Raw genomic sequence first — 23,994 nt, 5'->3', positions numbered from 1 at the left:
CACGGCCTCATCGGTGGGACTAGCCCAGCGCCTTGATGTCGGAGACCACCTGGGTCCAGGAGTCATCGATGGACTGCGATCCGGATTCGACCCGGGTGAGACCGTTCTGCACGGCGGTCATGACCGCGGAGTACTTGACTCCCTTGAAGGGGGTCACCTTCACTGCCTTGGCGCGGTCGATGAAGATCTTGCCGATTGCAGCGTTGTTGAAGAACTCATTGGTTGCGCCCGTCAGGGTCGGGTCCGTGTAGGCCGCGACCTGGCTCGGGAAGGTTCCGGCGGTCTTGAAGGCCGAAATCTGCTGGGCGGGAGCGGTCAGCCAGTCCGCGAAGGCCTTGGCCTCGGCGGTGTGCTTTCCCTGGGAGGGGACGGTCAGGTACGACCCACCCCAGTTGCCACCACCGTTGGGGAAGACGCTCGCGATGTTCCAGCCGGTGACCTTCGGCGAGTCGCCGGCGATGACGCCGAGCATCCAGGCGGGGCAGAGCATGGTCGCATAGGCGCCATTGGCCATGCCTGACGCCCAGTCGTTCGTCCACTCCGGCAGGTGCGACGACGAGGTCTTGCTCGCGGCCAACACCGAGTAGAACGCCTTCTTCACGTCGGGGTTGCTCGTGGCGATGACGGTTCCATCGTTCTTTTCATAGAAGTTCTTGTACTGGTTGGCGAGACCCTGGAAGGTCGCCCCCGCGGAGTCGAACCAGGCCGCACCCGTCTTCGCCGCGGTGAACTTGTCGCCGACGGCGAAGTAGTTGTCCCAGTCGCCGGTGAGGAGCTTGGCGACGTCGGCCGGATCGGTCGGCATGCCGGCCTTGGCGAGGAGGTCGGATCGGTAGCAGATCGCCTCGGGGCCGATGTCGGTCCCGAGCCCGATTACCTTGCCGCCAGCGGTTCCGCCGGCTGTCTTCCACGCGGAGTAGCGGCCCTTGTTGTCGGCGCTGGCGAGGTCGACGAACTTGCTCGAGTACTGGCGAAGCTTGGGCATCCAGTCGCCGTCCACCGCCTCGATGTCGCCGAGGCCGGAGCCGGCGGCGAGCTTGGTGAACATGTTGGTCTGCGCGGCGTCCGACGTGGCGGCCTTGTTCTGGACGACGGTGACGTTGGGGTGCAGCTTGTGGTAGCTGGCCAGCAACGCGTCGGAGTAACCGAAGTTGTTGAAGGTTGCCAGGGTGAGGGTGATCGGCTTGCTCGAGTCGGCCGCTGGGGTCGTCGAGGCCGAGCATCCGGTAGCGATGATTGCGAAAGCTGCGGCGCCGGCGATGGCTGCCACAGCCGTGGTGCGTCGTGAAAACTTCACGGTCACTCCTTTGTGTGCGTGTGTGTGTGCGTGGGTGTGGGTGTGGGTGTGGGTGTGGGTGTGGGTGTGTGGGAGCGCTCCCAAATCGAGGTGTGGGAGCGCTCCCACGCAATGCGGCCAACCATACCCAGAGACTTCGGCCGCTGTCAACACAAAAAAGGGCGGCTCACCAAAAACGCTGGTGAGCCGCCCAAAATTGGTCGAGCGCTACGATCCGGTCGGCGCCGGATCCTTGCGACCGCCGCTTGTCGCCGTGTCCGGTTCGAGCGGTGCGCCCATCATCTCGGCGGCCTGTACGGCGAGAATCGCCGCGTCCTGGTCGGCCACCTCCTGGATGGCCGACTTCTGGCGAAGCGGCGTTGCCTTGAGGAAGAAGCTCAGGATGAAGGCCACGAGCACCACGATCAGGCTCACCCAGAATCCGCGCACCATGGCATCCGAGAACCCGCTGAGGAAGGGCGCGGCCAGGGCGTGATTGGCGTGGTTGAGGAACGAGGTGTTGCCGTCCAGCGAGGTGGTGGTGCTGCCCCCGCCGGCGCTGCCCGGGGTGAATTTGGCGAGCACGGTATCGACCACGCCGTGACGCGCGGTGGCGTTCGACAGGTCCACCTGGGGAGGCAGGTTCGCCTTGATCGGGTCCACAATCGCGTTGTAGATCTTGGACATGATGCCCTTGTTGGCCGGATCGTTCGCGATCGCGGGGTTGAGGGCGGCGTCCAGGGCGGCGCGCAGGGTGTCCTTGTTGGTGAAGTTGGCCTTGATGTAGCCGCCGACGACGCTGAACACCACCGAGAAGATCACGGCGACGCCGAGCGTTCCACCGACCTGGCGGAAGAACGTGGACGACGAGGTTGCCACTCCGATGTCGCGTGGTCCGACCGAGTTCTGGCTGGCGATCGTCAGGGTCTGCATGAGCTGGCCGAGGCCCAGTCCCACGAGCAGCATGGCACCGGCGAGCACCCAGTAGTTGGTGTCGGCCTTGATGGTGGTGAACAGCAGGAAGCCGATCACCATGAATCCGGTGCCCACGATCGGGAAGATCTTGTAGCGTCCGGTGCGCGAGATGAGCTGGCCGCTGACGATCGAGGAGATCATCAGGCCGAGGATCATCGGCAGCAGCTGGAAGCCGCTCTCGGTGGGGGTGGAGCCCTTCACGAGCTGCAGGTACAGCGGTACGGTCGAGATCGCGCCGAACATGCCGAAGCCGACGAGCACACCGAGGATGGTGGCGACGGAGAAGGTGGGCGACTTGAAGAGCTTGAGCGGGATGAGCGCGTCGTCTCCCATGAGCTTCTCGGAGACGATGAAGGCGATGATGCCGAGGCCGCCGACGATGTAGCAGGCGATCGCCCCGGCCGAGTCCCAGCCCCAGTCGCGGCCCTGCTCGGCGACGAGCAGCAGCGGCGCGACGGCGATGATCACCGTCGTGGCGCCCCACCAGTCGATGCGCACGCTGCGGTTGACGCTGCGCTTCGGCAGGTGCAGGAACCTCAGCACCATGCCGAGGGCGATGATGCCGATCGGGATGTTGATCAGGAAGACCCAGCGCCAGCCGTCGATGAACAGGATGTACGGCGCACCGGCGAAGAGGCCGCCGATGAGCGGGCCGATGACGCTCGAGATGCCGAATACCGCGAGGAAGTAGCCCTGGTACTTGGCGCGCTCCCGCGGCGCGAGCATGTCGCCCATGATCGCGAGCGGGAGGGCCATCAGGCCTCCGGCGCCGATGCCCTGAATGGCGCGGAATGCGGCGAGCTCGAGGATCGACGTGGCGAAGCCCGAGGCCACGGAGCCCGCGATGAAGATCGAGATCGCGAAGAGGAACAACGGCCGGCGGCCGAAGATGTCGGAAAGCTTGCCGTAGATCGGCGTCGCGATGGTCGACACGATCAGGTAGGCCGTGGTGACCCAGGCCTGCTGGCTCAGCCCGTCCAGGTCATCCGCGATGGTGCGGATCGACGTGCCGACCACGGTCTGGTCGAGGGCGGAGAGGAACATTCCGGCCATGAGGCCGTAGAGCACGAAGAGTATCTGGCGGTGGGTCATGATCCCGCCAGAGTCGTGGACCGCTTGGGCCCGGCTTGCAGTTTCGGCGCGTGACATGGATCCTCGTTCTGGGTGGAGTTGGGGCTTAACCGACAGTGGCCACAGCGGAACGCATCCACCAGTGGCCAAGAAACTTTGCGTAGAGTGCAAACTTACACCTGCGGCAAGCATTTTCGCAAGTTGTGACGAGGCTAAAATCGGCAGCATGTCCTCGCGCAGCAGAAGCCCTGTCTTCGTCTGCGCCGTCGTCGTCGCCGCCGCGCTCGGACTGGTGGGATGCGCGCCGGTGACGGCCCCGATCCGCTCGTCGAGCGCGACCCCCGAAGCCGCCGACACCCCCACCCCGACTCCGACACCCACGCCGTCCGGTTTCGACAAGACCGCCCTGCCAATCGACGATCCTGCGAGCATCTGGGTGGTGGTGAACAAGGTGCGCCCGCTCGAGCCGTCCACCTACGTGCCGGCCGACCTGATCACCACGCCGGTGCCGCACCTCAACCCGCCAGGACTTCGTTCGGAGGCCGCGAGCGCCATGGCGGCCATGTTCGCCACCGCGAAGGCGGAAGGGGCTGGGGGAATGCAGCTCCAGAGCGCGAGCCGCTCGTACGGCGTGCAGGTGAAGGTCTACAACGGTTACGTCTCGAGCGTGGGTGAAGACGGTGCGGATGCGCAGAGCGCCAGGCCCGGATACAGCGAGCACCAGACCGGCCTCGCGGCTGACATCAGCGCCGTTCCGTTGACCTGCGCGCTCGCTGCCTGCTTCGGGCAGACACCCCAGGGGCTGTGGCTGGCCGCCAACGCGTACCGCTTCGGCTTCCTGCTGAGGTACCCGGCGGACAAGACCGCCATCACCGGCTACATGTACGAGCCCTGGCACTTCCGCTACATCGGGGTGCCGCTCGCCACCGAGATGCACGCCACCGGGGTCACGACCCTCGAGGAGTTCTTCGGGCTGCCGCCCGCGCCCGACTACGCCCCCTGAGCCGTCCGCTCGCCCCTCGCGGCGGGGGTTACCGCCCCGCGGCGGGGGCTATCGCCCGCTGCGGCGGGGAAATGTGCTCGCGGCGGGAGTTATGACTCCCTCCCCGACTTCATTTCTCCCGCCGCCGGGCTTCCGGCCGCGACGTCTCCCGCCGCCGGGCTTCCGGCCGCGACGGCTCCGGCCGCGACGGCTCCGGCCGCGACGTCTCCCGCCGCGACGGCTCCGGCCGCCGGATCAGGAGCCGAGGGCGGCGTCCACGATGGTCTTCGCCTCGGCCTGCACCCGCTTGAGGTGCTCCGTCCCGAGGAACGACTCGGCATAGATCTTGTACACGTCCTCGGTGCCACTCGGCCGGGCGGCGAACCAGGCGTGCTCGGTGACCACCTTCACGCCCCCGACGGCGGCGCCGTTGCCCGGCGCCTCGCTGAGCTTTGCGATGATCGGCTCGCCGGCCAGACTGTCCGCCGTGATGGCGGAGCCGTTCAGCTTGCCGAGCGCGGCCTTCTGCGCCTTCGTGGCCACGGCATCCACCCGTTCGTAGACGGGCGAACCGTACTTCTCGGTGAGTTCGGTGTAGAGCTCGCTCGGCGACTTGCCGGTCACGGCGATGATCTCGCTGGCGAGCAGGGCGAGCAGTATGCCGTCCTTGTCGGTGGTCCAGACGGTGCCGTCCTTGCGCAGGAAGCTCGCCCCCGCCGACTCCTCGCCGCCGAACGCGACCGACCCGTCCACGAGCCCGGGCACGAACCACTTGAAGCCCACCGGAACCTCCCAGAGGCGGCGTCCGAGCGAGCTGGCGACCCGGTCGATCATGGTGCTCGAGACGAGCGTCTTGCCCACCGCGGCATCCGACTTCCAGCCTGGCCGGTGGCCGTAGAGGTACTGCACGGCCACGGCGAGGTAGTGGTTGGGGTTCATCAGGCCGCCGTCGGGCGTGACGATGCCGTGCCGGTCGGCGTCGGCGTCGTTGCCGGTGACCACGTCGAAGTCGTCCTTGTGTTTGAGCACGCTCGCCATCACGGATGACGACGACGGGTCCATGCGGATCTTGCCGTCCCAGTCCAGGGTCATGAATCCCCACTGCGGATCGACGGTCGGGTTGACGACGGTGAGGTCGAGACCGTAGCGCTCCGCGATGGCGCTCCAGTAGTGCACGCTCGCCCCGCCGAGCGGGTCGGCCCCGATGCGCACGCCTGCCTTCTTGATCGCCTCGATGTCGATGATGTTCTCGAGGTCGTCCACGTACTTGCCGCGGTAGTCGTAGGTGCCCACCCCGGTCGGCTCGGAGCGCTTCACATCGTGGCTGCCCTCGGCGATGATCTCGTTCGCTCGGTTCGCGATCCAGTGGGTTGCGTCGCTGTCGGCCGGACCGCCGTGCGGGGGGTTGTACTTGAAGCCGCCGTCGCGGGGCGGGTTGTGGCTGGGGGTGACGACGATCCCGTCGGCCTGGTCGTCGTGGCCGGCCGCGTTGTAGGCGATGATCGCGTGGCTGAGCGCGGGGGTGGGCACGAAGTCGTCGAACTCGTCGACCAGGGCGTTCACCCCGTTGGCGGAGAGCACCTCGAGCGCGGTCGTCTCGGCGGGCCTGCTGAGCGCGTGGGTGTCCCGGCCGATGAAGAGCGGCCCGGTGATGCCCTGGGACGCGCGGTACTCCACGATCGCCTGCGTGATGGCGGCAATGTGCGTCTCGTTGAACGCGGCGTCGAAGCTCGACCCCCGGTGGCCGGACGTGCCGAACACCACACGTTGCTCCGGCACCGTCACATCCGGTATCAGCTCGTAGTAGGCGTGTACCAACGCCTTGATGTCGATGAGATCGGATTCCTGGGCGGGCTGTCCTGCGCGAGCGTTCATGCCGCAAGTCTGGCATCCAGCGGTGTCAGGCCACCAGCCACGGATTGTCCGCGCGATGAATTCGCCCTCGTTTGCCCTGCCGCGGCCGGCTCCCGCCTGCGGTGTCCCTTGGCCATCCCGAGCCGGGGGTGGCCCGCCGGCGTTGCCTTCCGTTCCTCGTCGCTCCGCCGCATCATCGCTCCGCCGTGCGCATAACTCCGGCAGGATGCGGGCGGCTCCGGCTCGGACGCCGGAATCCCGGGGGCGATCCTGTTCCCGGCCGAATATTGCCGGAGTTATGCACGAGGACGGGACGGAAAGGTGCAACGGCTGCCGGGGCGGAGCGGGAGATGCGCGCGCGTGGTGCCTTCCGTGCGCCGTCCGTCGCGTCGCGCCGCCGTGCGCATAACTCCTGCAGGATGCGGGCGGCTCCGGCTCGGACGCCGGAATCCCGGGGGCGATCCTGTTCCCGGCCGAATATTGCCGGAGTTATGCACGAGCAGCGCACCCCGGCCCAGCCAGCAGCCCCAGGGCGGCCGGGCAACGACGGCGGCAACGACGGCGGCAACGACGGCGCCAAGCCCACTGAGCACGCGGATGGGCCGGCCGGGGCCGCCCAACCAATAGGCTCGGGGCATGCCCGAAACGCCGCAGCCGGAAACCTATAGCTACCTCGGGCCAGCCGGCACCTTCACCGAGGTCGCCCTGTCCCAGGTTGCCGCCGCCGCCGGTAAGCCCTGGCGCTCGGTCAACAATGTGGGCGAGGCCCTCGACGACGTGGTGTCCGGCCGCAGTGCCGCCGCGATGATCGCGATCGAGAACTCGGTCGAGGGCGGAGTCTCGGCCACCCAGGACGCCCTGGCGAGCATCCCGCACCTGCGCATAATCGGGGAGTACCTCGTGCCGGTGAACTTCGTGCTCGTGGCGCGGCGCGGCACGACCCTCGCCGACGTGCGGGTGATCAACGCGCATCCGGTGGCCTACGCCCAGTGCCACCTCTGGCTCGACGCCAACCTCCCGAGCCACGGCCACATCCCGGCCACCTCCAACGTGGCCGCGGCCGCCTCGCTCTTCGACTCCGATCACGCGGATGCCGCGATCGCCCCGCCCGGGATCACCGCGCACCACGACCTGGACGTGCTGGCCGAGAACATCGGCGACAACCCGAACGCCGTCACCCGGTTCGTGCTGGTGAGCCGCACCACCACGACCCCGGCGGCGACCGGGGCGGACAAGACGAGCATCATCGCCGAGCTCCCGGATGACCGGGCCGGGTCGCTGCTGGAGATGCTCGAGCAGTTCGCCACCCGCGGGGTGAACATGAGCCTGCTGGAATCCCGACCCATCGGCGATGCCCTCGGACGCTACCGCTTCGTGATCGACCTGGACGGGCACATCGACGAGGAACGCGTCGCGGATGCGCTGATGGGCCTCCGTCGGTTCAGCCCGAACGTGACATTCCTGGGCTCCTATCCCCGCGCCGACGGAATACGAGTAAAATTCGACCAACGATACGGCGACGCCGTGTTCACCGAAGCGCGAGACTGGCTCGACCGTTTGAAGTCCGGGCTGGAATAGCCGGAGTCGTCGGTCGCCGAGGGGGCAGCATGACCGACGACCGTGAGCAGCGGATAGATCCGCGCTACAACCCGGAGTTCCAGCGCGGCTACGAGCCGGGCGCCGGGCCCTCGAGGGCGCGGGTCGAGTCCGCGCCGACTCCCTCGAAGCCGATGCCGATGCCGGACGACGCGCCAGCGAGCGCGATCGACGCCAAAGAGCACGCCGAGCAGCTGGCGGAGGCACCGGGTCTCGAGCCGAGGCGCCGCAGCCTCAATCCGTACTTCGCCGTGCTCTGGGTCGTGGGTGTCGGGCTGGTGGCCGGAGGCCTGTTGGCCACGATCCGATCGACGATTGCAAACTTCGGCGGAGTCGAGACGCCGCGGGATGGCTTCGTCCGCACCATGCAGGTGCTGGGCAATCTGGTGGGCCCGACGCTCATGACGGTAGGGCTGCTCACCATCGCCGGCCTCGTCTTCGTCGCGGCCGTGCGCGGCTCCGGTCGCTCGCGATGAATTGGGCCGAGCGGGTGCTGATCGCCCTCGCCGGACTGCTCCTGGCCGCGGTCGCGGCCGGCGCGGTATACACCGCCAACAGCCAGGGCCAGACCTTCACCGAGGGACAGGTTCCTCTCTCGATTTATCTGGGCCAAATCATCTTCGAGATGGCTCCGACGACGGTGCTCGTCGGGCTGGGCATCCTGGTCGGGCTGCTGTTCTCGCGCGGACTTCGCTGGCTCCCGCGCGCAGACTCCGACGAGGCCGACGTCGACGCCGGCAGCCCGGAGTAGCGCAGTAGAGGGCGAAGGCTTCATCCCGAGCGCGTGGCGAGCCCGTCGCTGCTGGCCTAGGAGTCGCTGCTGGCCTAGGAGCCGCTGCTGGTCTAGGAGTCGTCGTCCTCGGTGGGCACCTTCACGGCGAGGGCACCGGCATCCGCCCAGATGTGCACCGACTTGGCGAGGCCGAACTCGTCCCCGTCGAGCTGCACCTCCTGCGTCGTCTCCACCGTGAGGCGCAGGTCTTTGCCGCGAAAGTAGAGAACGTCCTTCACGTCGGCGGTGAGGTCGATGATCGAGCGGCCGAGCGCACTCTTGCGCAGCACCCCGTTCTCCCAGGCGACCTTGTTCCAGACCTTGAGCCAGCCGAACGGACCGCTCGGGCGCAGGACGGCGATGTCGAGGATCCCGTCGTCCGGCACAGCGTCGGGTATGAGCAGGATGCCGCCGGGCAGGGTTCCGCAATTGCCCACCATGATGGTGTGCACGGTCGTAGTCCTCTCGGCGCCCCCGTCGAGGCTGTAGCGCAGGCGCACCGGCTTCAGTTCGGGCAGCGCGCGCACGCCGGCGTCCACGTAGGCCAGCCAGCCGACGGCCTTCTTGAGCTTGGAGCTGGTCTTGGCGATCATCTTCGCGTCGAGGCCCAGACCGGCCATCACCAGGAACACGTGCTGTTCCTCGGTGTCGTCCTCGCGCACGATCTCGGCGATGCCGAGGTCGATCGTGCGCTCGCCGCTTCCGAAGGCCACGCGGATCGACTCCTCGACGTTGTTGAGCGTGAGGGAGAGGTTGCGGGCGAGCAGGTTGCCCGTGCCGGACGGAACCAGCGCGATCGGCACGCCGCTGTCGCGCAGCGCCTCAGCGACCGCGCGCACCGTGCCGTCGCCGCCCGCGGCGAGAACGACGGCCGCGCCGCCGTCGAGTGCCTGCTTTGTCATGCCCTGGCCGGCATCCTGCTCGGACGTCGCGAGCCAGACCGTCGACTCCCAGCCGGCCTCGGCCTCGGCGGACTCCACGATGGCCTCGAGCCTCGGCAGATCCACCTTTATCGGGTTGTAGACGACGGCCGCATGCCGGTTGCTGGGGGCGGGGGTGTCGGGCACGTGACCTACGGTACGGCATTGCTCAATAGACTGGACGGGTGATCGACCCCCAGCTGCTTCGTGACAATCCCGAGGCAATAAGGGACTCCCAACGAGCGCGAGGGGCCGCGGCAGAGCTCGTGGATGTCGCGCTCGCCGCGGACATCAACCGCCGCAGCGCGATTTCGGAGTCCGAATCCCTGCGTGCCACCCAGAAGACCCTCGGCAAGCTCGTGGCCCAGGCCTCCGGCAACGAGAAGGCCACCCTGCTCGCCGAGGCCCAGGAACTCGCCATGCGGGTGAAGGCGCTCGCCCAGCAGGCGACGGATGCCGAGGTCGAGTTCACGCGCGCGGCGCGCGGCATCGCCAACCCCATCATCGACGGCGTGCCGGCGGGCGGCGAGGAGAACTTCGTCACCCTGCGTGAGGTTGGGGAGAAGCCGACGTTCGACTTCGAGCCGCGTGACCACCTCGAACTCGGCGAGCTGCTTCGGGCCATCGACATGACCCGCGGCGCCAAGGTGTCCGGCAGCCGGTTCTACTTTCTGCGCGGAATCGGCGCCCGGCTCGAGATCGCGCTGATGAACCTTGCGCTCGACACGGCGCTCGCCCACGGGTTCGAGCCGCTCATCACACCGACGCTCGTGCGCCCGGAGATCATGGACGGTACCGGCTTCCTCGGCGAGCACTCCGACGAGATCTACTACCTCCCCGCCGACGACCTCTACCTCACCGGCACGAGCGAGGTGGCGCTCGCCGGCTTCCACTCCGACGAGATTCTCGACCTGACCGGCGGCCCTGTGCGATACGCCGGGTGGTCGACCTGTTACCGCCGAGAGGCCGGCTCGGGCGGAAAGGACACCCGCGGCATCCTGCGCGTGCACCAGTTCAACAAACTGGAGATGTTCAGCTACGTGCTGCCGGAGCAGGCGGAGGCCGAGCACGATCGTCTCGTGGCGATGCAGGAGGCGATGCTGCAGGCCTGCGAGCTCAGCTACCGGGTGATCGACGTCGCGGCCGGCGACCTCGGATCGAGCGCGGCACGCAAGTTCGACATCGAGGCCTGGGTCCCCACCCAGGGCACCTACCGCGAGCTCACCAGCACGAGCAACTGCACCACCTACCAGGCCAGGCGACTCGACACCCGCTATCGCACCGAGTCGGGCAAGACCGCCCCGGTCGCGACGCTCAACGGCACCCTCGCCACCACCCGCTGGCTGGTCGCTATTCTCGAGACCCACCAGCAGGCGGACGGCTCGGTGCGCGTGCCGGCGGCGCTCCGTGCGTACCTCGGCGGCCTCGAAGTGATGGAGCCCGCCCTGTGACCGATCGCTGGCTCATCGCCCTGGACATCGACGGCACGATCCTGCGCGAGGACGGCACGGTCTCCGACGAGGTGATCGCACAGGTGCAGCGCGTGCGCGACCTCGGGCACGAGGTCATGCTCGCGACCGGCCGGTCCGTGTCGATGACGCTCCCCGTGCTCGACCGGTTCGACATCTCCCCGCACTACATCGTCTGCTCGAACGGCGCGATCACCCTGCAGCGGGATGCCGACGCACCCACCGGGTACTCGCGCATCGCGGTCGACTCCTTCGACCCCTCCGAGGTGCTCAGCACCATTCGGGAGAGCCTCGCGGATGCCAGCTACGCGGTCGAGGACGAGAACGGCTTCTACCGCTACACGGGATTCTTCCCCGACTCAACGCTCGGCGCGACCAGCCAGAAGGTGGCCTTCGAGGAGCTGCTCGTGCACGAGGCGACGCGGGTCGTCGTGATCTCGCCCGAGCACGCGATCGAGGACTTCCTCTCGATCGTGGAGCGGATGGGGCTGCACAAGGTGACCTACAACGTCGGCTGGACGGCCTGGCTCGACATCGCCCCGGACGGCGTGAACAAGGCGACGGCGCTCGAGCGCGTTCGGGAGTGGCACGGCATCCCCCGCGAACGCGTGATGGCGGTCGGCGACGGACGCAACGACATCGACATGCTCGAGTGGGCATCCCTCGAGGGGCGCGGCGTCGCGATGGGGCAGGCGCCGCCCGAGGTTCTCGCCGTCGCGAGCGAGGTCACGGCCTCCGACCTGGATGACGGCGTCGCCCTACTCTTCGCCGATTTCTGAGCCGCACTGGGGCCGCGATCCGGCCCCTGCCCGACAAGTTCGGTAGGATCGGGGCTGTTCCACCTGGAGGGCTGTCCGAGCGGCCGATGGAGCCAGTCTTGAAAACTGGTGGGCAGAAATGTCTCTAGGGTTCGAATCCCTAGCCCTCCGCAGTTTTTGAGTCCCGAAAAACCCCGGATTTGCGGGGTGAACGCGGCGAAGGTAGTCGCACGTTCCTCCTGAGAAAACCAAGTCATCGGCTCCCTTGTTGGCGACTCGTATTGAGCGCGTCGGCCAAGAACGAGGGGAACGCCACCGCTCTTTTCTTGTAGGTGCTCGGCGCGCCCACCACGATAGATCCCCGCCTCGGTCGCGGAGATGTTGATCGTCTACCAACGGGAAACGCTTTGCCGGATCTACTGTGTGGCGGTGCGATTCGAGACCACTTAGCGACGAGCGAAGGCGCTCGTCGCTGTTAGTCGTCCTCGAGGCCGGTTGGATCGGTCGTCTCTTCGCGGAGCCGGATTACCAGGAAACTCGCAACAACGACGGCGTACAGGACCAGTGACGCAAGCGGTGAGGCGAAAGCCAGTGCCACGCTGGCCACGGCCGCGATCAGGGTCCACATCGAGATTCGGGCGTGGTTTCGCATCCAGGTGACGTCCTCGGACGAAGTGAGGAGGGTGGGATGGCGGATCAAGTACAGGTCAAGGGCGAGCCAGGGGACGCTGATGAGGATCGCCACGATCGCGAACACGAAGATTGCCGCGATCTGATCCGGCCGGTCACCGTCTTCCAGCGCCGCGGAAATGAGCGACGTCGGCCAGGGCATCAGTGTGGCGCCGAGGAGTAACGCAAGATTAAGTGCTTGCACGATAGGGGTCGCGTGGCGGATTCGTGAGACCGCTTGATTGTGGTTCAGCCAGACGACGCCCACGGTGAGGAAGGCAGTGATGAATGCCAAATACGTTGGCCAGTTGGCGAGCAACTCGTGCGGCGTCTGCGCCCCGTCGGGCAGCAATTCGAGAACCAAAAGTGTCAGCACGATCGCGAGAACGGCGTCGCTGAAGGCTTCGAGACGACCCATACCTAGTGTTCGCGTTCGCTTCCCCACGAACGACATCCTTTCATGGGCCTGTCCCGGTTCCGCGGGGTCGCGATATCGCCGTAGCGAACCGGGTGCCCAGGCACGGTCGGGTCCCGCCGGGGAGGCCCTCGTGGCACCGCTCCGGTCCCCTCCGTAGGGCGGCTCCTGCAAACACCGGGAGAGGCGAGCATCCAGGTGCGCACTGGTGACAATCAGGTCATTAATAGCGAGAGCAGAGCCGTCAGGCGTTCCTCACCATCTGCGGGGATTCGATTGCTGCGCTGTAGAAGCGTCAGGCCATGCAGACTGGCCCAGAGCAGCTCTGCAAGGGTGTCGGGCTTGTCTGTGAACGGCTGCACAGCCGCGCGCAGTTCCGAGAAGCCGGCGACCAACTGCGGTGCGGTGCGTTCGTTGGCGAACGCCAGGCCTGTGCCACGAACGAACTACATCGCGAGCGTTCCGGAACCGCGCCCGAAGTCGTTGTGTCCCTGCCCGGCGCCCTCCGCTCAACTTCCCGCGGGAACCCTCACTCGAAGCGCGCCCGGCTCCATCCACGCCTTGAACGCGATCGCCTTGCCGAAGCTGTCCCCGTCAAGCTCTATCTCGTGCGGTTTCGACAATCGAGCGATGAACTCGGTGCCCGTCTCATAGTGGAGATCGCGGTCGTTCTTGTGAGTGCCGGCGAGGGCCCTCCCGGCCGCAGTCCGTCGCACAACTCCGTTGGTCCACGCCACCTTGATCCACACCCGGATCCACCCGAGGAGCCCGCCCGGCCTGGTCATCATCAGATCGAACATGCCGTCGTCGAGCACTGCCTCGGGCATCAACAGGATGTTGGCCGGCAACGATCCACAGTTGCCGAGGATCACGGTGTGAGCCGTCGTGCGTTTCGGTTCGCCGTCGTCGAGGCGAAAGCGAAAGTGGAGTTCCTCCGGGTCGCGCAGTGAGGTAGCCAGCGCCTTGACGTACGCGGCCCACCCCGCCTTGGCCTTGAGCTTCTCGTCGGTGTTGACGATCATCTTGGCATCCAGCCCGAGCCCCGCCATCACGACAAAAGCATGCTCGTCACGGGTCTTGTCGACGCGTTCGATGCGGATCATTCCCAGATCTATGTTCCTGTCGACGCCGGTGAGCGCGGCGCGGATGCTGCCAGGCATGTCATCCAGTGTCATCGAAAGATTTCGGGCGAGGAGGTTGCCGGTTCCCGACGGCAGCAGGGCCACAGCAACGTCGTGGCCGCGCACCGCCTCGACGACAGCTCGCACGGTTCCGTCTCCACCGGCTGCGATCACCAGATCGACATTCCGTTCCAGGGCGCGGGTCGTCGCTCCCTGACCAGCGTCCTCAGCGGAGGTCTCGAACCACAGCGTCTCCGCCCATCCGGCGGCGCCGGCCTCCGAGTCCACCGTCGAGCGCAACAGCTCAAGGTCGACCTTCGTCGGGTTGTAGATGACTGCGGCAGTGCGAGATGTCGAGTTGGTCATGGCGACATCGTACGGCGGCATACGGGCCGGCAAACGGGGTTGACCCGTGCCGCAAACTCGGTAAGAATCGGGGGTTGAATTGTCGCCGGCGTCGCGGTGTGGTCAGCGGTCGAAGGCGGAACGGAACAGCGCGCGCGCCCGCACGGCCACGGCGGCCCGGTCGTCCGCATCCGTCCTGGCGAGAACGACGGCCAGCATCGTCACCGACAGCATCACGTCCTCCGGTGTCACGCGGTTCGCGACCAGCCCGCGCGCGCGGTCCCGGGCGAGCATCGCGTCGACTACTGCCACCACGCGGGTGCCGAGGTGTTCGGCCCGCGGGTCGTGACGGTTGGAGGTGATCATGTCGATGAGTGCGGCGGAGCCGATCGCCTGCTCGGCCACCCGGTCGAAGAGGTCGTCGAGGGTGCTGTCCGGCTCGGCGGCGAGGGACTCGAGGTCGAGGATGTTGTCGTCGAATACGGCCACGGCGAGGGAGATCCGGTCGGGAAAGTGCCGGTAGAGGCTGCCCTGGCCGACGCCCGCCCGTCGGGCGACCGAACTCAGCGGCGCCAGGAACCCGGACTCCGCGAAGACCTCACGGGCCGCGGCGACCAGCGACCTCCGGTTGTCTGGGCCGGCGCTCGGCCCCCGGTTTGTTTTCGGTTTCGACGGCACGGGTGTAGCCTACCGGACAACGGTGTCCGGTAGACCCGCATGATGAATCCCCTCGACCCGAATGAAGGAACAATTCAGATGGCTAAGAACTCAGGCCCGCTCAGCGGAGACTCCTCGATCAGCACCTGGCTCGACGATCCGATCGGGGGCCCGATCATCCGCGACATGCTCGCCCAGGGCGGCCAGGATGCGAGCGTGCTGAAGCCGGTGCGGAGGCTGTCCCTCAAGCGCCTGGTGCAGATGAGCCGCGGGATGTTCACCACCGAGATGGTCGACGACCTGGTTCGCCGCGCCGCCGCCGGTGAGGTTCCCGCGTCTGCCGGTGCCGCCCCCGAGGCGCCCGCCGTCTCGGAGACGAGCTCGGTAGAGCGGCCCGAGTGGGTGGAGCGGGTGACCGAGGGACGCTTCACCGGCAAGACCGTGATCGTGACCGGAGCCGGATCGGGCATCGGGCGCGCGACAGCCTCCCGGATCGCGCGCGAAGGCGGTCGGGTCATCGCCGTCGACATCTCCGCCGAACGGCTCAAGGATTTCGCGGCCGAACTTCCGGACGCCGGCATCGTCACCGTCGCCGGCGACATCACCGACGATGCCGCCATCGCGGGAATCATCGCCGCCGCCGGGGCGCGGATCGATGGACTCGCCAACGTCGCGGGCATCATGGACAACATGACGCCCGTGCACGAGGTCTCGGATGAGGTCTGGCGGCGCGTGTTCGCCATCAACGTGGAGGGCACGATGAAGCTCATGCGGGCGGTGGTTCCGGCGATGCTGGCTCAGGCGAGCGGATCGATCGTGAACGTGGCGTCCGAGGCGGCCCTGCGCGGCTCGGCGGCGGGTGTCGCGTACACCGCGTCCAAGCACGCCGTGGCCGGCCTCACCAAGAGCAGCGCCTTCATGTACGGCCCGAGCGGCATCCGGGTGAACGCCGTGGCTCCCGGACCGACGATCACCAACATCGAGGCCTCCTTCGCGTCCGAGCTCGGCGCCGAGCGCGTGCAGCTCGCGATGGCGCTCCTCCCGGATGCGGCCGAGGCCGACGCGCTCGCCGCGTCGATCACCTTCCTGCTGAGCGACGACGGCGTGAACATCAACGGCGTCATCCTGCCCTCGGATGGCGGGTGGTCCGCCGCCTAGGAGCGTCGGGGGAGCGCGGCGACGACGTCGATCTCGACGAGGCTCTCGAAGAGCTGGGATCCCACGGTGGTGCGCACCGGAAACGGCGCGGCGAAGAACTCGGAGTATGCCGCGTTGTACTCCGCGAAGTCGTGCTTGAGGTTCTGCAGGTACGCGGTGACCTTGACCGAGTCGTTCAGGGTGAGCCCGTGTTCGGCGAGCACGGCGGAGATGTTGCGCAGCACCTGTCGGGTCTGGTCGCCGACGTTGTCGGCGACGCGACCGGTCGTCGGATCCTGCGGCCCGAATCCGGCGGTATAGAGGAACCCGTTCGCCACGATGCCCTGGCTGTACGGTCCGGCCGGAGTGGGCGCGGCGGTGGTCTCGATGGCGATCTTCGTCATTGTGGTTCCTTTCGTGGGGCGTGCGGCGTGCTAGCTGAGTTCCCGGGCGATGAGGGCCGCGGTCTGCAGCATTGCCGGGATGCGGGTCTTGAGCGTGTCGAGGTCTTGGACCATGCGGATGGCGGTGATCGACAGGGCACCGACGACCCCGAGCGGCGTGATGATCGGCACGGCGATGCAGTTGATGAAGTCCTCGAACTCGCGGTCGTCCGCGGCCCAACCCTGTTGCGTCACCAGGTCCAGTTGCCGGTCGAGCTCGGCCCGGGACGAGATGGTGTTCGCGGTGAATCTCACCCACGTCGCCCCCGCGAGCACGGCGTCCCGCCCGCTGTCGTCGAGGCCGGCGAGGATGGCCTTGCCCACGCCGCTCGCATACGGCACGACCGCCTTTCCGATGCTCGAGTACATGCGAACGCCGCTGGGGTCTTCGACCTTGTCGACGTAGACGATGCTGTCCTCCACCAGCGCCGCGAGGTGCACCGTGTTGCCTACGGTGCCATGCAGCGTGCGGAGGTGGTCGCGGGCGGCCCCCCGGAGGTCGAGGTCGTCGAACGCCCGCTTGGCCAGTGAGACCAAATGCAGCCCGAGGCGGTAGCGGCCGTCCTTGCGCCGATGCACGTAGCCGACGCTCTCCAGCGCCTGAAGCTCGCGGAACATCGTCGAGCGGTGGAGATCGAATGCCGCGGCGAGCTCCATCACCGTCTTCGGTTCGTCCGCGATGGCGTCGATGATCCGGGCGGCACGGAGGACACTTTGGGACATCCTGTAATTGTTGCATCATGTGCAACGCGGTTGTGAAATACGCGCAGATGGCCGAGAGTTGAACGACGCTGCTCGTCCAACTCGTCCAACTCGTCCGGTGAGGAAACCACCCCATGCCCACGCCCCTGTTCCCCGTGCCACGCTCGTACCGGGAGCATTCCGGCGTCGGCGCAGAAAAAGTCGGCGCCGAAGAAGTCGGCGCTGAAAATGTCGGCGCAGGGGAATCCGCGCCGGTCATCGTCTCTCTCGACGAGACGCTCCCCGCGCAGGGGTACCGCATCCGCACAACGCCCGAGGCGATCTCGCTCGGCCATCGGGACGCCGCCGGCCTCCGCTACGGCCTTCAGACTCTCGATCAGCTGCGCGCATCCGGAACACTTCGGCGAACCGCGGTCGAGATCGTCGACTGGCCGGACTTCGAGACCAGGGGCTTCATGCTCGACGTGAGCCGGGACCGGGTACCCACCCGGCGCACCCTGGCGCGCTACGTCGAACTGCTCTCGCTCGCGCGGATCAACCAACTGGAGCTCTACATGGAGCACACGTTCACCTATGCGGACCACGACGCCGTGTGGTCGAGGGCCAGCGCGCTCACCGCCGAGGACATGCGCTGGCTGGACGACCTCTGCGCCGGCGTCGGGATCGCGCTCGTCGCGAACCAGAACACCTTCGGCCACATGGAGCGCTGGCTCCGGCACGAACGGTACTCAGCGCGGGCGGAGAAGCCGGGCGGATTCGAGCTCTTCGGACGCCATCGGGAGGCGGGCACCCTCGAGCCGACTCGGGAGAACCTCGACCTCGTCGGCGAGCTCCTGGTCGAACTGACGTCGACGCTGCGCAGCCGGCGGGTGAACATCGGTGCCGACGAGCCGTTCGAACTCGGTCTCGGGCGCAGCAGCGGCGAGGTCGAGCGGCGGGGTGGCGGGGCCGTCTACTTCGACTACGTGTCCGAGGTCATGCGTCCGCTGCTCGACGACGGCTTCGAGGTCGAGTTCTGGGCGGACATCTTCGGCGACTACCCGGAGCTGATGGGTTCGGTGCCCGCCGGCGCCATCCCGGTGGTGTGGCAGTACGACTCGCCATCGGTCAGCCGCGCGGTCTGGGGCATCGCCACTCCGCGGGAGCGTGCCGACTGGGACAGCGTCCCCCTCGACGTCGAGGCGCTCGGCAGGGGATTCTCGGCCCGGGCAGCGGCGATGATCGAGGCCGGCACGCCCTTCTGGGTGGCTCCGGGCACGAGCACGTGGCAGTCCTTCGTCGGTCGCATCGACAATGCCCTCGAGAACATGGTCGATGCCGCCGAGGTGGGGATCGCAAACGGCTCCACCGGCTACATCAACACGTTGTGGGGCGACCACGGGCACTTCGATCCGCCGGCGGTGTCATTCGGGCCGGTCGTCTTCGGTGGGGCCGTCAGCTGGTGCCTGGACAGCAATCGTGGAATCGACCTGGCGGCGGTGCTCGATCGCCGCGTCTTCGACGACGAGGAGAGTGTGATCGGCGGCGTGCTGATGAGAATCGGCGAGACGGCGCTCGCGCTGGGGGCGCCGATGCTGAACGCCTCCCCGCTGTTCCTCGCGCTGCTGCGCGGGGGCGACATCGCTGAACTGCCGGCGATCCTCCCCGAGGCCCTCGAGGCCGTCGACGCCACCTTTGTCGCGGAGCTGGCCGAGCTCGACTTCGCGCGGCCGGCGAGTGCGGATGGCGACATCGCCGTGCGGGAGCTCCGTCTGGCCATCCGGTTCGCGCGCCTCGGAGTGGAGGTGATCCGCCGTGGCGGAGTCGACCGGATGGCGCCCGCCGAGGCTCGCCGCCTCCTCAGCCTGCTCGAGTCGTTGCTGGTGGAACAGCGGGAGTGTTGGCTCCTGCGCTCTCGGCCCGGGGGCGTGGACGACAGCCTCGAGTACCTGGCGGATCTACGCTCGGCGCTGACGGTGCAGGCGAGACGCGGGTAGCGCGGCCGCATCCCGCGGTCGCGCTACCGCGCCGAGTCCCCAAGCAATCGTGCCGGTGCCTGCGACTCGAGCCCGGTGAGCAGGAGCGTGATGCCAAAGTCGAAGGCCGCCCGCCCGCCGATCGCCGTCGCCGGGTCGGCGGAGTGGCCCGCGGCGACGACGCCGAGGCTGTCGGCCTGAAGGCGCTGCTGTTCGTGCGAGACGTGCCCGAGCACGAAGTGGAGGAGCGCCGCCGCCGCGACCTCGCTCGTCTGCCGATCGAAGCCGCCGCCTCGTATCGCCGTCGCAAGGCTCGTCTGCGGCTCCCCGGCGCCGAGCCCGAGCGCGAGGGTGCTCGACACCACCTCGGCTCCATCGCGGAAGGCGAGAAGCGCATCGCGCAGCGCCTCGGCCTCGGCGCGGACGGCTCCCGACCAGCCGCCATCGCTCACCTCGCGGGGGACGGCTCGGGAGACTATCTGGTCGGCGATCGACGCGAGGAGGGTCTGCTTGTTGGCGAAGTGCCAGTAGAGAGCACTCGGCTGCACGTCGAGGGTGGCGGCGAGGCGTCGCATCGTCAGGTCGGGAAGGCCGTGCTGGTCCAGGATCGCCAGGGCGGCTTCCACCACGTCTGCACGGGAGTGGCGGGTGTGCCTGGTCTCCACGTCGTCAGATTTCGTCATCGTGTCTGTAGCGTAGCAGCGACCTGTACAGTGTTCAGGTGAACAGCGTTCAGGTGAAGGAGCACAGCATGGGCAATCGAGTTCGAATCGACATTCGTGACATCACGCGGATCGCGGTCTTCGCGGCGATCATTGCCGTGCTCGGGCTGCCGGGAGCCATACCGGTCTTCGGCGCGGTGCCCATCACGGCGCAGACGCTCGGGGTGATGCTGGCCGGCGCGGTGCTGGGCTCCTGGCGGGGCGCGGCCGCCGTCGCCATCTTCGAGGTGCTCGTGCTGCTGGGCCTGCCCTTGCTCTCCGGGGGCTACGGCGGGGTCGGCGTCTTCGTCGGTCCGTCGGCGGGCTACCTGATCGGCTGGATCTTCGGAGCCTTCGCGATCGGCGCCATCGTGCGCGCCGATCGGCAGAATCCCACCTGGTGGAGGACGGCCCTCGGCTGCCTCGTGGGCGGCATCGGAGTGGTCTACGCGTTCGGCATCCCGGTGCAGGCGCTCGTGACCCAGATCCCGCTCGGCCCCACCGCCCTGTCGAGCGTCGTCTTCCTGCCGGGGGATGCGCTCAAGGTGGTCGTGGCGACCCTCGTCACGATGGCCCTCTGGCGTGCCTACCCGCAGGGTTTCCGGCGCGGCGCCACGTCGACCGCCCCGTCGGTCGCGCTTCCCGCCGACGACTCGGCATCCGCTCACGCGGCGGTGAGTCGGCCCGAGTGATCGAGCATCCGGAGATCGTCTTCGACGCCGTGTCGGTGGACTTCGGCGGCCGAACGGCCCTGCGCGACGTCAGCGTGAGCCTCGACCAGCGTCGGATCGGGGTCATCGGGTCGAACGGCTCCGGCAAGTCCACCTTCGCCAGGATGATGAACGGGCTCGTGCTGCCGAGCAGCGGGGCGGTGCGGGTGCACGGCCTCGACCCGGCGCGGCAGTCGAAGCTGCTCCGGCGGCGGGTCGGCTTCATCTTCAGCAACCCCGACGTGCAGATCGTGATGCCGACCGTCGCCGAAGACGTGGCCTTCTCCCTGCGGGGCCGAGGGTTCCCCGCCGCCGAGTCCGCTGCGCGCGTGTCGGCGGTACTCGACCGGTTCGGACTCTCCACCCATTCGGACGCTCCGGCGCACAGCCTCTCCGGTGGCCAGAAGCAGCTTCTCGCGCTCAGCTCGATCCTCGTCGGGGAGCCCGCCCTGCTCGTGGCCGACGAGCCCACCGCGCTCCTCGACGCCGCCAACACTCGGCGGATCGCCGACCACCTGCTCGACGAACTCCCCCAGCAGCTCGTTCTCGTGACCCACGACCTTCGGCTGGCGGCCCGCTGCGACGTGGTGCTGCGATTCGACGCCGGCCGGCTCGTGGAGTGCGGCGCCCCGAGCGACGTCGTCGGACGCTACGAACGGGAACACGCGTGATCGCGCTGTACCGGCCGGGGGCGAGCCCCGTCCACCGAGCGCCCGCCGGCCCCAAGGTGCTCGTCTTCATCGCGATCACGCTCGCGATCACGCTTTCGGCGCACAGCCCATGGACGCTCCCGGCGGCGGCCGCCCTCGTCGTGGCCGGCTACCTGATCGCCGGGCTCGGGTTGCGCGAGCTGGCGGCCCAGGTGATCACGCTCCGCTGGCTGATCGTGATCATGCTCGCGACCCAGCTCGTCTTCCTCCCGGCTCCCGTCGCACTGGCGAATACCGGTCGCGTGGTCGCGGTGGTCGCGCTGGCCGCGCTCGTCACGCTCACCACCCGGGTGCCGGCCCTCCTCGATTCGACCGAACGCACTCTCGCGCCCCTGCGCCGCTTCGGGGTAAACCCCGCCGGGGTGGGACTCATGCTCGCGATGACGATCACCACGATCCCCGTCATCGCCGGGCTCGCCGCCTCGATCCGCGAGGCGCAGCGCGCCAGGGGTGTCCCGGTTCGGCCCGCCACCTTCGTCGTTCCGCTTCTGGTGCTGTCCCTCAAACACTCGGACGACCTCGCGGATGCCCTCGCCGCCCGGGGCATCGAATGATCGTCTTCGGCGAAACCATCGACGACCAGACCCGATGCGTCCACTACGGGTCGCCGAAGGACGTCATAGCCATCAAGTTCAAGTGCTGCGGCCGCTACTACCCCTGCCACCTCTGCCACGCGAACGCCGAGAACCACCCGGCCGCCCAGTGGACGGTCGCCGAGCGTCAGCAGAAGGCCGTGCTGTGCGGCGTGTGCTCGACGGAGCTCAGCATCGACGGCTACCTCGAGGTGGACGGCTGCCCGTCCTGCCACGCGCCCTTCAATGAGGGATGCCGGCTGCACTCCCACCTGTACTTCGAAAGCTGACCGACGGATGCCCGCCGACACCGGCCGCAACCGACGAAACTTCGAGTCGACTGGGCTATCCTTGCGAGGGCCAATCGTGGTGTGTAACCCGGGGCCATCCGCACCACAGCCTCCGCGCCATCCACCTCGAAGGGGGACGCCATGAGCGAGACCCGACCCCGGTCGAACCGGTCCGGCGTGCCGGGAATCGCGCGTCACGGCAGGCTCCAGAAGTCACACGCCACCGTCACGGTGCTCAAGTTCCTGGCGGCCGCGCTCGCCGTCGTTCTGGTCAGCGGGGCATCCGTCGCCGGTATCGCCCTCAGCCAGATCAAGGCCAACATCAAGACCGTCACCCTCGTCGGCGAGACCGAGGGTCCGCCGCCGCAGCTCGGCGCCTTCGACGGCGGCTTCAACCTGCTGCTCGTCGGCAGCGACACCCGCAAGGGGCAGGGCGCATACGCGGGCAAGGACGACGGCGTGCTCAACGACGTCACGATGCTCCTGCACGTGTCGGAGGACCAGACCAACGCCGTGGCGGTGAGCATTCCCCGCGACATGGTGGTGCCGATCCCCGCGTGCCCGCGCGAAGACGGCAAGGGCAACTACGGGGCGATGTCCGCCCAGCCGATCAACAACACCCTCGCTTACGGCGGACTGCCCTGCACGGTGCTCACGGTGAAGGCACTCACCGGCCTCGACATCCCGTTCGCGGCGCTCATCACCTTCCAGGGCGTCATCGACATGTCGACGGCCGTCGGCGGAGTCCCGGTCTGCATCAACGGTCCGCTCAGGGACAAGTACTCGGAAATCGACCTCCCGGCCGCCGGCACATACACGCTCTCCGGATTCCAGGCCCTCGCCTTCCTGCGCAGCCGTCACGGGGTCGGCGACGGAAGCGACCTCGGCCGCATCAGTTCCCAGCAGGTCTTCCTGTCGTCGCTCGTACGCACGGTGAAGAGCGACAGCACCCTCACCGACTTCACCAAGCTCTTCGGACTCGCCACCGCGGCCTCCAAGAACATGACGCTGTCGAAGAATCTCAGCAACCTCAACACCATGGTGTCGATCGCCCTGGTGCTCAAAAAGATCCCGCTCAACCGGATCTCGTTCGTGCAGTACCCGGGCACCACCGGGGTGGGCGGCGTCTACGCCGGCAAGGTCGCGCCGATCGTCTCCGCCGCCAACGCGCTCTTCGCGAAGATCAAAGCCGACGAGCCGTTCAGCCTGGACTCCGGAACGGGGCGGGGATCCATCCCCGATCCCAACGCCCCGGCTTCGACGGCTCCGTCCGCGTCGGCGGCCCCGGATGCGGCGGCGAGCGATGCACCGGAGGTTCTGCCCGGTGTGCTCGGCCAGACGGCCGCGGACTACACCTGCTCGAAGGTGAACAACTAAGAGGGTGAAGCGCTGGCTGGCCCCCAATTGACGTCGGGGGACCAGCCAGGCGTCCTAGCGTCGGGTCGTCCCGCGGCGATTGCGGCGGCTGAGCCAGAGGAACACGAGAGCGATTCCCAGGGCCACGATTCCGAGCGCAACGATCACGATTCCGATGGATGCGGATCCGGTCGCTACCAATGCTGTGGTTGAGGGAGCCAACGGGTTGATCCCCTCGAGTTTGGTTGTTCTATGGTGTTTTCGGTACGGCGCGTGTCCGCCTGAATTACACTCTACGAGCCGCCGATTCGGCGGACAACGGATTCGAATCCCCAGTCCGGGGGTGGGCTGCTCCCCAATTCAGGGGCCGACAAATCGTTCGCGGCCCGGGCCGAATCGGCCGTTGGCTGGTGTGCCGCTATGATTGCAGTCGAACACTTGGAGCTGTCGCATAGTTCGGCCTAGTGCACCACCCTGCTAAGGTGGAGTACCCGTAAGGGTACCGTGGGTTCAAATCCCACCGGCTCCGCTCAAAAAA

The 23,994-nt window shown here is 67.7% G+C and carries 24 protein-coding genes and 2 tRNA genes; 15 read left to right on the top strand and 11 right to left on the bottom strand.

All coding sequences use genetic code 11. From position 1 onward, the window contains the following. Nucleotides 1–19: 19 nt before the first annotated feature. Both ACHZD8_RS11930 and ACHZD8_RS11925 read right to left on the bottom strand, forming a co-directional pair. A complete protein-coding gene (locus ACHZD8_RS11930; protein ID WP_394770645.1) occupies nucleotides 20–1,297 on the bottom strand; it encodes an ABC transporter substrate-binding protein in 1,278 nt (425 codons plus the stop codon). 207 nt (nucleotides 1,298–1,504) lie between these two features. Next, complete coding sequence (locus ACHZD8_RS11925) at nucleotides 1,505–3,343, bottom strand: MDR family MFS transporter (protein ID WP_394770644.1); 1,839 nt, start codon at nucleotides 3,341–3,343, stop codon at nucleotides 1,505–1,507. Between the two features lie 205 nt (nucleotides 3,344–3,548). Here ACHZD8_RS11925 and ACHZD8_RS11920 point away from each other — a divergent pair, with 205 nt between their 5' ends. Then, a complete protein-coding gene (locus tag ACHZD8_RS11920) occupies nucleotides 3,549–4,325 on the top strand; it encodes a M15 family metallopeptidase (RefSeq protein WP_394770643.1) in 777 nt (258 codons plus the stop codon). A 234-nt stretch (nucleotides 4,326–4,559) separates the two neighbouring features. Here ACHZD8_RS11920 and pgm read toward each other — a convergent pair whose 3' ends face one another. Beyond that, nucleotides 4,560–6,179 (bottom strand): phosphoglucomutase (alpha-D-glucose-1,6-bisphosphate-dependent), encoded by a 1,620-nt coding sequence (gene pgm / locus ACHZD8_RS11915; protein WP_394770642.1) that lies wholly within the window; start codon nucleotides 6,177–6,179, stop codon nucleotides 4,560–4,562. A 615-nt stretch (nucleotides 6,180–6,794) separates the two neighbouring features. Between pgm and pheA the strand changes: the two genes are divergently transcribed. Genes pheA through ACHZD8_RS11900 form a run of 3 tightly spaced genes read left to right on the top strand, consistent with a single transcriptional unit; the run spans nucleotide 6,795 to nucleotide 8,505 of the window. Then, entirely contained in the window at nucleotides 6,795–7,736 is a 942-nt protein-coding gene (gene pheA, locus ACHZD8_RS11910; RefSeq protein ID WP_394770641.1) for a prephenate dehydratase, read from the top strand. A 29-nt stretch (nucleotides 7,737–7,765) separates the two neighbouring features. After that, complete coding sequence (locus ACHZD8_RS11905; RefSeq protein ID WP_394770640.1) at nucleotides 7,766–8,230, top strand: hypothetical protein; 465 nt, start codon at nucleotides 7,766–7,768, stop codon at nucleotides 8,228–8,230. Next, on the top strand, nucleotides 8,227–8,505 hold the full coding sequence (locus ACHZD8_RS11900; RefSeq protein WP_394770639.1) for a hypothetical protein: 279 nt from the start codon (nucleotides 8,227–8,229) through the stop codon (nucleotides 8,503–8,505). The genes ACHZD8_RS11905 and ACHZD8_RS11900 overlap by 4 nt, the downstream gene beginning before the upstream one ends. 92 nt (nucleotides 8,506–8,597) lie before the next feature. Here ACHZD8_RS11900 and ACHZD8_RS11895 read toward each other — a convergent pair whose 3' ends face one another. Beyond that, nucleotides 8,598–9,593, bottom strand: a complete 996-nt coding sequence (locus ACHZD8_RS11895; RefSeq protein WP_394770638.1) for a diacylglycerol/lipid kinase family protein — start codon at nucleotides 9,591–9,593, stop codon at nucleotides 8,598–8,600. A 38-nt stretch (nucleotides 9,594–9,631) separates the two neighbouring features. Between ACHZD8_RS11895 and serS the strand changes: the two genes are divergently transcribed. The 3 genes from serS (at nucleotide 9,632) to ACHZD8_RS11880 (ending at nucleotide 11,844) form a co-directional block, all read left to right on the top strand. Then, a complete protein-coding gene (gene serS / locus ACHZD8_RS11890) occupies nucleotides 9,632–10,897 on the top strand; it encodes a serine--tRNA ligase (RefSeq protein WP_394770637.1) in 1,266 nt (421 codons plus the stop codon). Next, nucleotides 10,894–11,694, top strand: a complete 801-nt coding sequence (locus tag ACHZD8_RS11885) for an HAD family hydrolase (protein ID WP_394770636.1) — start codon at nucleotides 10,894–10,896, stop codon at nucleotides 11,692–11,694. The genes serS and ACHZD8_RS11885 overlap by 4 nt, the downstream gene beginning before the upstream one ends. Before the next feature lie 65 nt (nucleotides 11,695–11,759). Next, nucleotides 11,760–11,844, top strand: a tRNA-Ser gene (locus ACHZD8_RS11880). A 304-nt stretch (nucleotides 11,845–12,148) separates the two neighbouring features. Here ACHZD8_RS11880 and ACHZD8_RS11875 read toward each other — a convergent pair. The 3 genes from ACHZD8_RS11875 to ACHZD8_RS11865 form a co-directional block, all read right to left on the bottom strand. Continuing rightward, complete coding sequence (locus ACHZD8_RS11875) at nucleotides 12,149–12,760, bottom strand: TMEM175 family protein (protein WP_394770635.1); 612 nt, start codon at nucleotides 12,758–12,760, stop codon at nucleotides 12,149–12,151. A gap of 506 nt (nucleotides 12,761–13,266) precedes the next feature. Beyond that, nucleotides 13,267–14,277, bottom strand: a complete 1,011-nt coding sequence (locus tag ACHZD8_RS11870) for a diacylglycerol/lipid kinase family protein (protein ID WP_394770634.1) — start codon at nucleotides 14,275–14,277, stop codon at nucleotides 13,267–13,269. Nucleotides 14,278–14,346: 69 nt separating this feature from the next. Next, the gene (locus ACHZD8_RS11865) at nucleotides 14,347–14,901 is read right to left on the bottom strand and encodes a TetR family transcriptional regulator (RefSeq protein ID WP_394770633.1); all 555 of its coding nucleotides are present in this window, start codon (nucleotides 14,899–14,901) and stop codon (nucleotides 14,347–14,349) included. Between the two features lie 78 nt (nucleotides 14,902–14,979). On the opposite strand from ACHZD8_RS11865, the gene ACHZD8_RS11860 reads away from it, so the two are divergent. Next, the gene (locus tag ACHZD8_RS11860) at nucleotides 14,980–16,038 is read left to right on the top strand and encodes an SDR family NAD(P)-dependent oxidoreductase (protein ID WP_394770632.1); all 1,059 of its coding nucleotides are present in this window, start codon (nucleotides 14,980–14,982) and stop codon (nucleotides 16,036–16,038) included. Here ACHZD8_RS11860 and ACHZD8_RS11855 read toward each other — a convergent pair. Both ACHZD8_RS11855 and ACHZD8_RS11850 read right to left on the bottom strand, forming a co-directional pair. Beyond that, nucleotides 16,035–16,421: a RidA family protein gene (locus tag ACHZD8_RS11855; protein WP_394770631.1), complete on the bottom strand. Its 387-nt coding sequence runs from the start codon at nucleotides 16,419–16,421 to the stop codon at nucleotides 16,035–16,037. The two genes, ACHZD8_RS11860 and ACHZD8_RS11855, sit on opposite strands and share 4 nt — an antisense overlap. A gap of 30 nt (nucleotides 16,422–16,451) precedes the next feature. Then, entirely contained in the window at nucleotides 16,452–17,183 is a 732-nt protein-coding gene (locus ACHZD8_RS11850; protein WP_394770630.1) for an IclR family transcriptional regulator, read from the bottom strand. 113 nt (nucleotides 17,184–17,296) lie between these two features. Between ACHZD8_RS11850 and ACHZD8_RS11845 the strand changes: the two genes are divergently transcribed. Beyond that, a complete protein-coding gene (locus tag ACHZD8_RS11845) occupies nucleotides 17,297–19,138 on the top strand; it encodes a glycoside hydrolase family 20 zincin-like fold domain-containing protein (protein ID WP_394770629.1) in 1,842 nt (613 codons plus the stop codon). A 23-nt stretch (nucleotides 19,139–19,161) separates the two neighbouring features. Here the strand turns inward: ACHZD8_RS11845 and ACHZD8_RS11840 are convergent, their stop codons facing one another. Further along, nucleotides 19,162–19,800, bottom strand: coding sequence for a TetR/AcrR family transcriptional regulator C-terminal domain-containing protein (locus ACHZD8_RS11840; RefSeq protein ID WP_394770628.1), 639 nt, complete (start codon nucleotides 19,798–19,800; stop codon nucleotides 19,162–19,164). A gap of 68 nt (nucleotides 19,801–19,868) precedes the next feature. Between ACHZD8_RS11840 and ACHZD8_RS11835 the strand changes: the two genes are divergently transcribed. The 5 genes from ACHZD8_RS11835 to ACHZD8_RS11815 all read left to right on the top strand — a co-directional run bounded on the left by ACHZD8_RS11835 (nucleotide 19,869) and on the right by ACHZD8_RS11815 (nucleotide 23,477). Beyond that, complete coding sequence (locus ACHZD8_RS11835; protein ID WP_394770716.1) at nucleotides 19,869–20,510, top strand: biotin transporter BioY; 642 nt, start codon at nucleotides 19,869–19,871, stop codon at nucleotides 20,508–20,510. After that, on the top strand, nucleotides 20,507–21,199 hold the full coding sequence (locus ACHZD8_RS11830; protein WP_394770627.1) for an energy-coupling factor ABC transporter ATP-binding protein: 693 nt from the start codon (nucleotides 20,507–20,509) through the stop codon (nucleotides 21,197–21,199). The genes ACHZD8_RS11835 and ACHZD8_RS11830 overlap by 4 nt, the downstream gene beginning before the upstream one ends. Further along, nucleotides 21,196–21,792, top strand: a complete 597-nt coding sequence (locus ACHZD8_RS11825) for an energy-coupling factor transporter transmembrane component T family protein (protein ID WP_394770626.1) — start codon at nucleotides 21,196–21,198, stop codon at nucleotides 21,790–21,792. Before ACHZD8_RS11830 ends, ACHZD8_RS11825 begins: the two co-directional genes overlap by 4 nt. After that, nucleotides 21,789–22,100 (top strand): CHY zinc finger protein, encoded by a 312-nt coding sequence (locus tag ACHZD8_RS11820; RefSeq protein ID WP_394770625.1) that lies wholly within the window; start codon nucleotides 21,789–21,791, stop codon nucleotides 22,098–22,100. Before ACHZD8_RS11825 ends, ACHZD8_RS11820 begins: the two co-directional genes overlap by 4 nt. A gap of 141 nt (nucleotides 22,101–22,241) precedes the next feature. Next, nucleotides 22,242–23,477 (top strand): LCP family protein, encoded by a 1,236-nt coding sequence (locus ACHZD8_RS11815; RefSeq protein ID WP_394770624.1) that lies wholly within the window; start codon nucleotides 22,242–22,244, stop codon nucleotides 23,475–23,477. A gap of 54 nt (nucleotides 23,478–23,531) precedes the next feature. Here ACHZD8_RS11815 and ACHZD8_RS11810 read toward each other — a convergent pair whose 3' ends face one another. After that, nucleotides 23,532–23,678, bottom strand: a complete 147-nt coding sequence (locus ACHZD8_RS11810) for a hypothetical protein (protein ID WP_394770623.1) — start codon at nucleotides 23,676–23,678, stop codon at nucleotides 23,532–23,534. Nucleotides 23,679–23,896: 218 nt separating this feature from the next. On the opposite strand from ACHZD8_RS11810, the gene ACHZD8_RS11805 reads away from it, so the two are divergent. Then, a tRNA-Ser gene (locus tag ACHZD8_RS11805) sits at nucleotides 23,897–23,985 on the top strand. Nucleotides 23,986–23,994 lie beyond the last annotated feature (9 nt).

Source organism: Lacisediminihabitans sp., from assembly GCF_043726815.1.
Taxonomy (GTDB): domain Bacteria; phylum Actinomycetota; class Actinomycetes; order Actinomycetales; family Microbacteriaceae; genus Lacisediminihabitans.
This window is presented reverse-complemented; position numbering and strand designations above follow the sequence as displayed.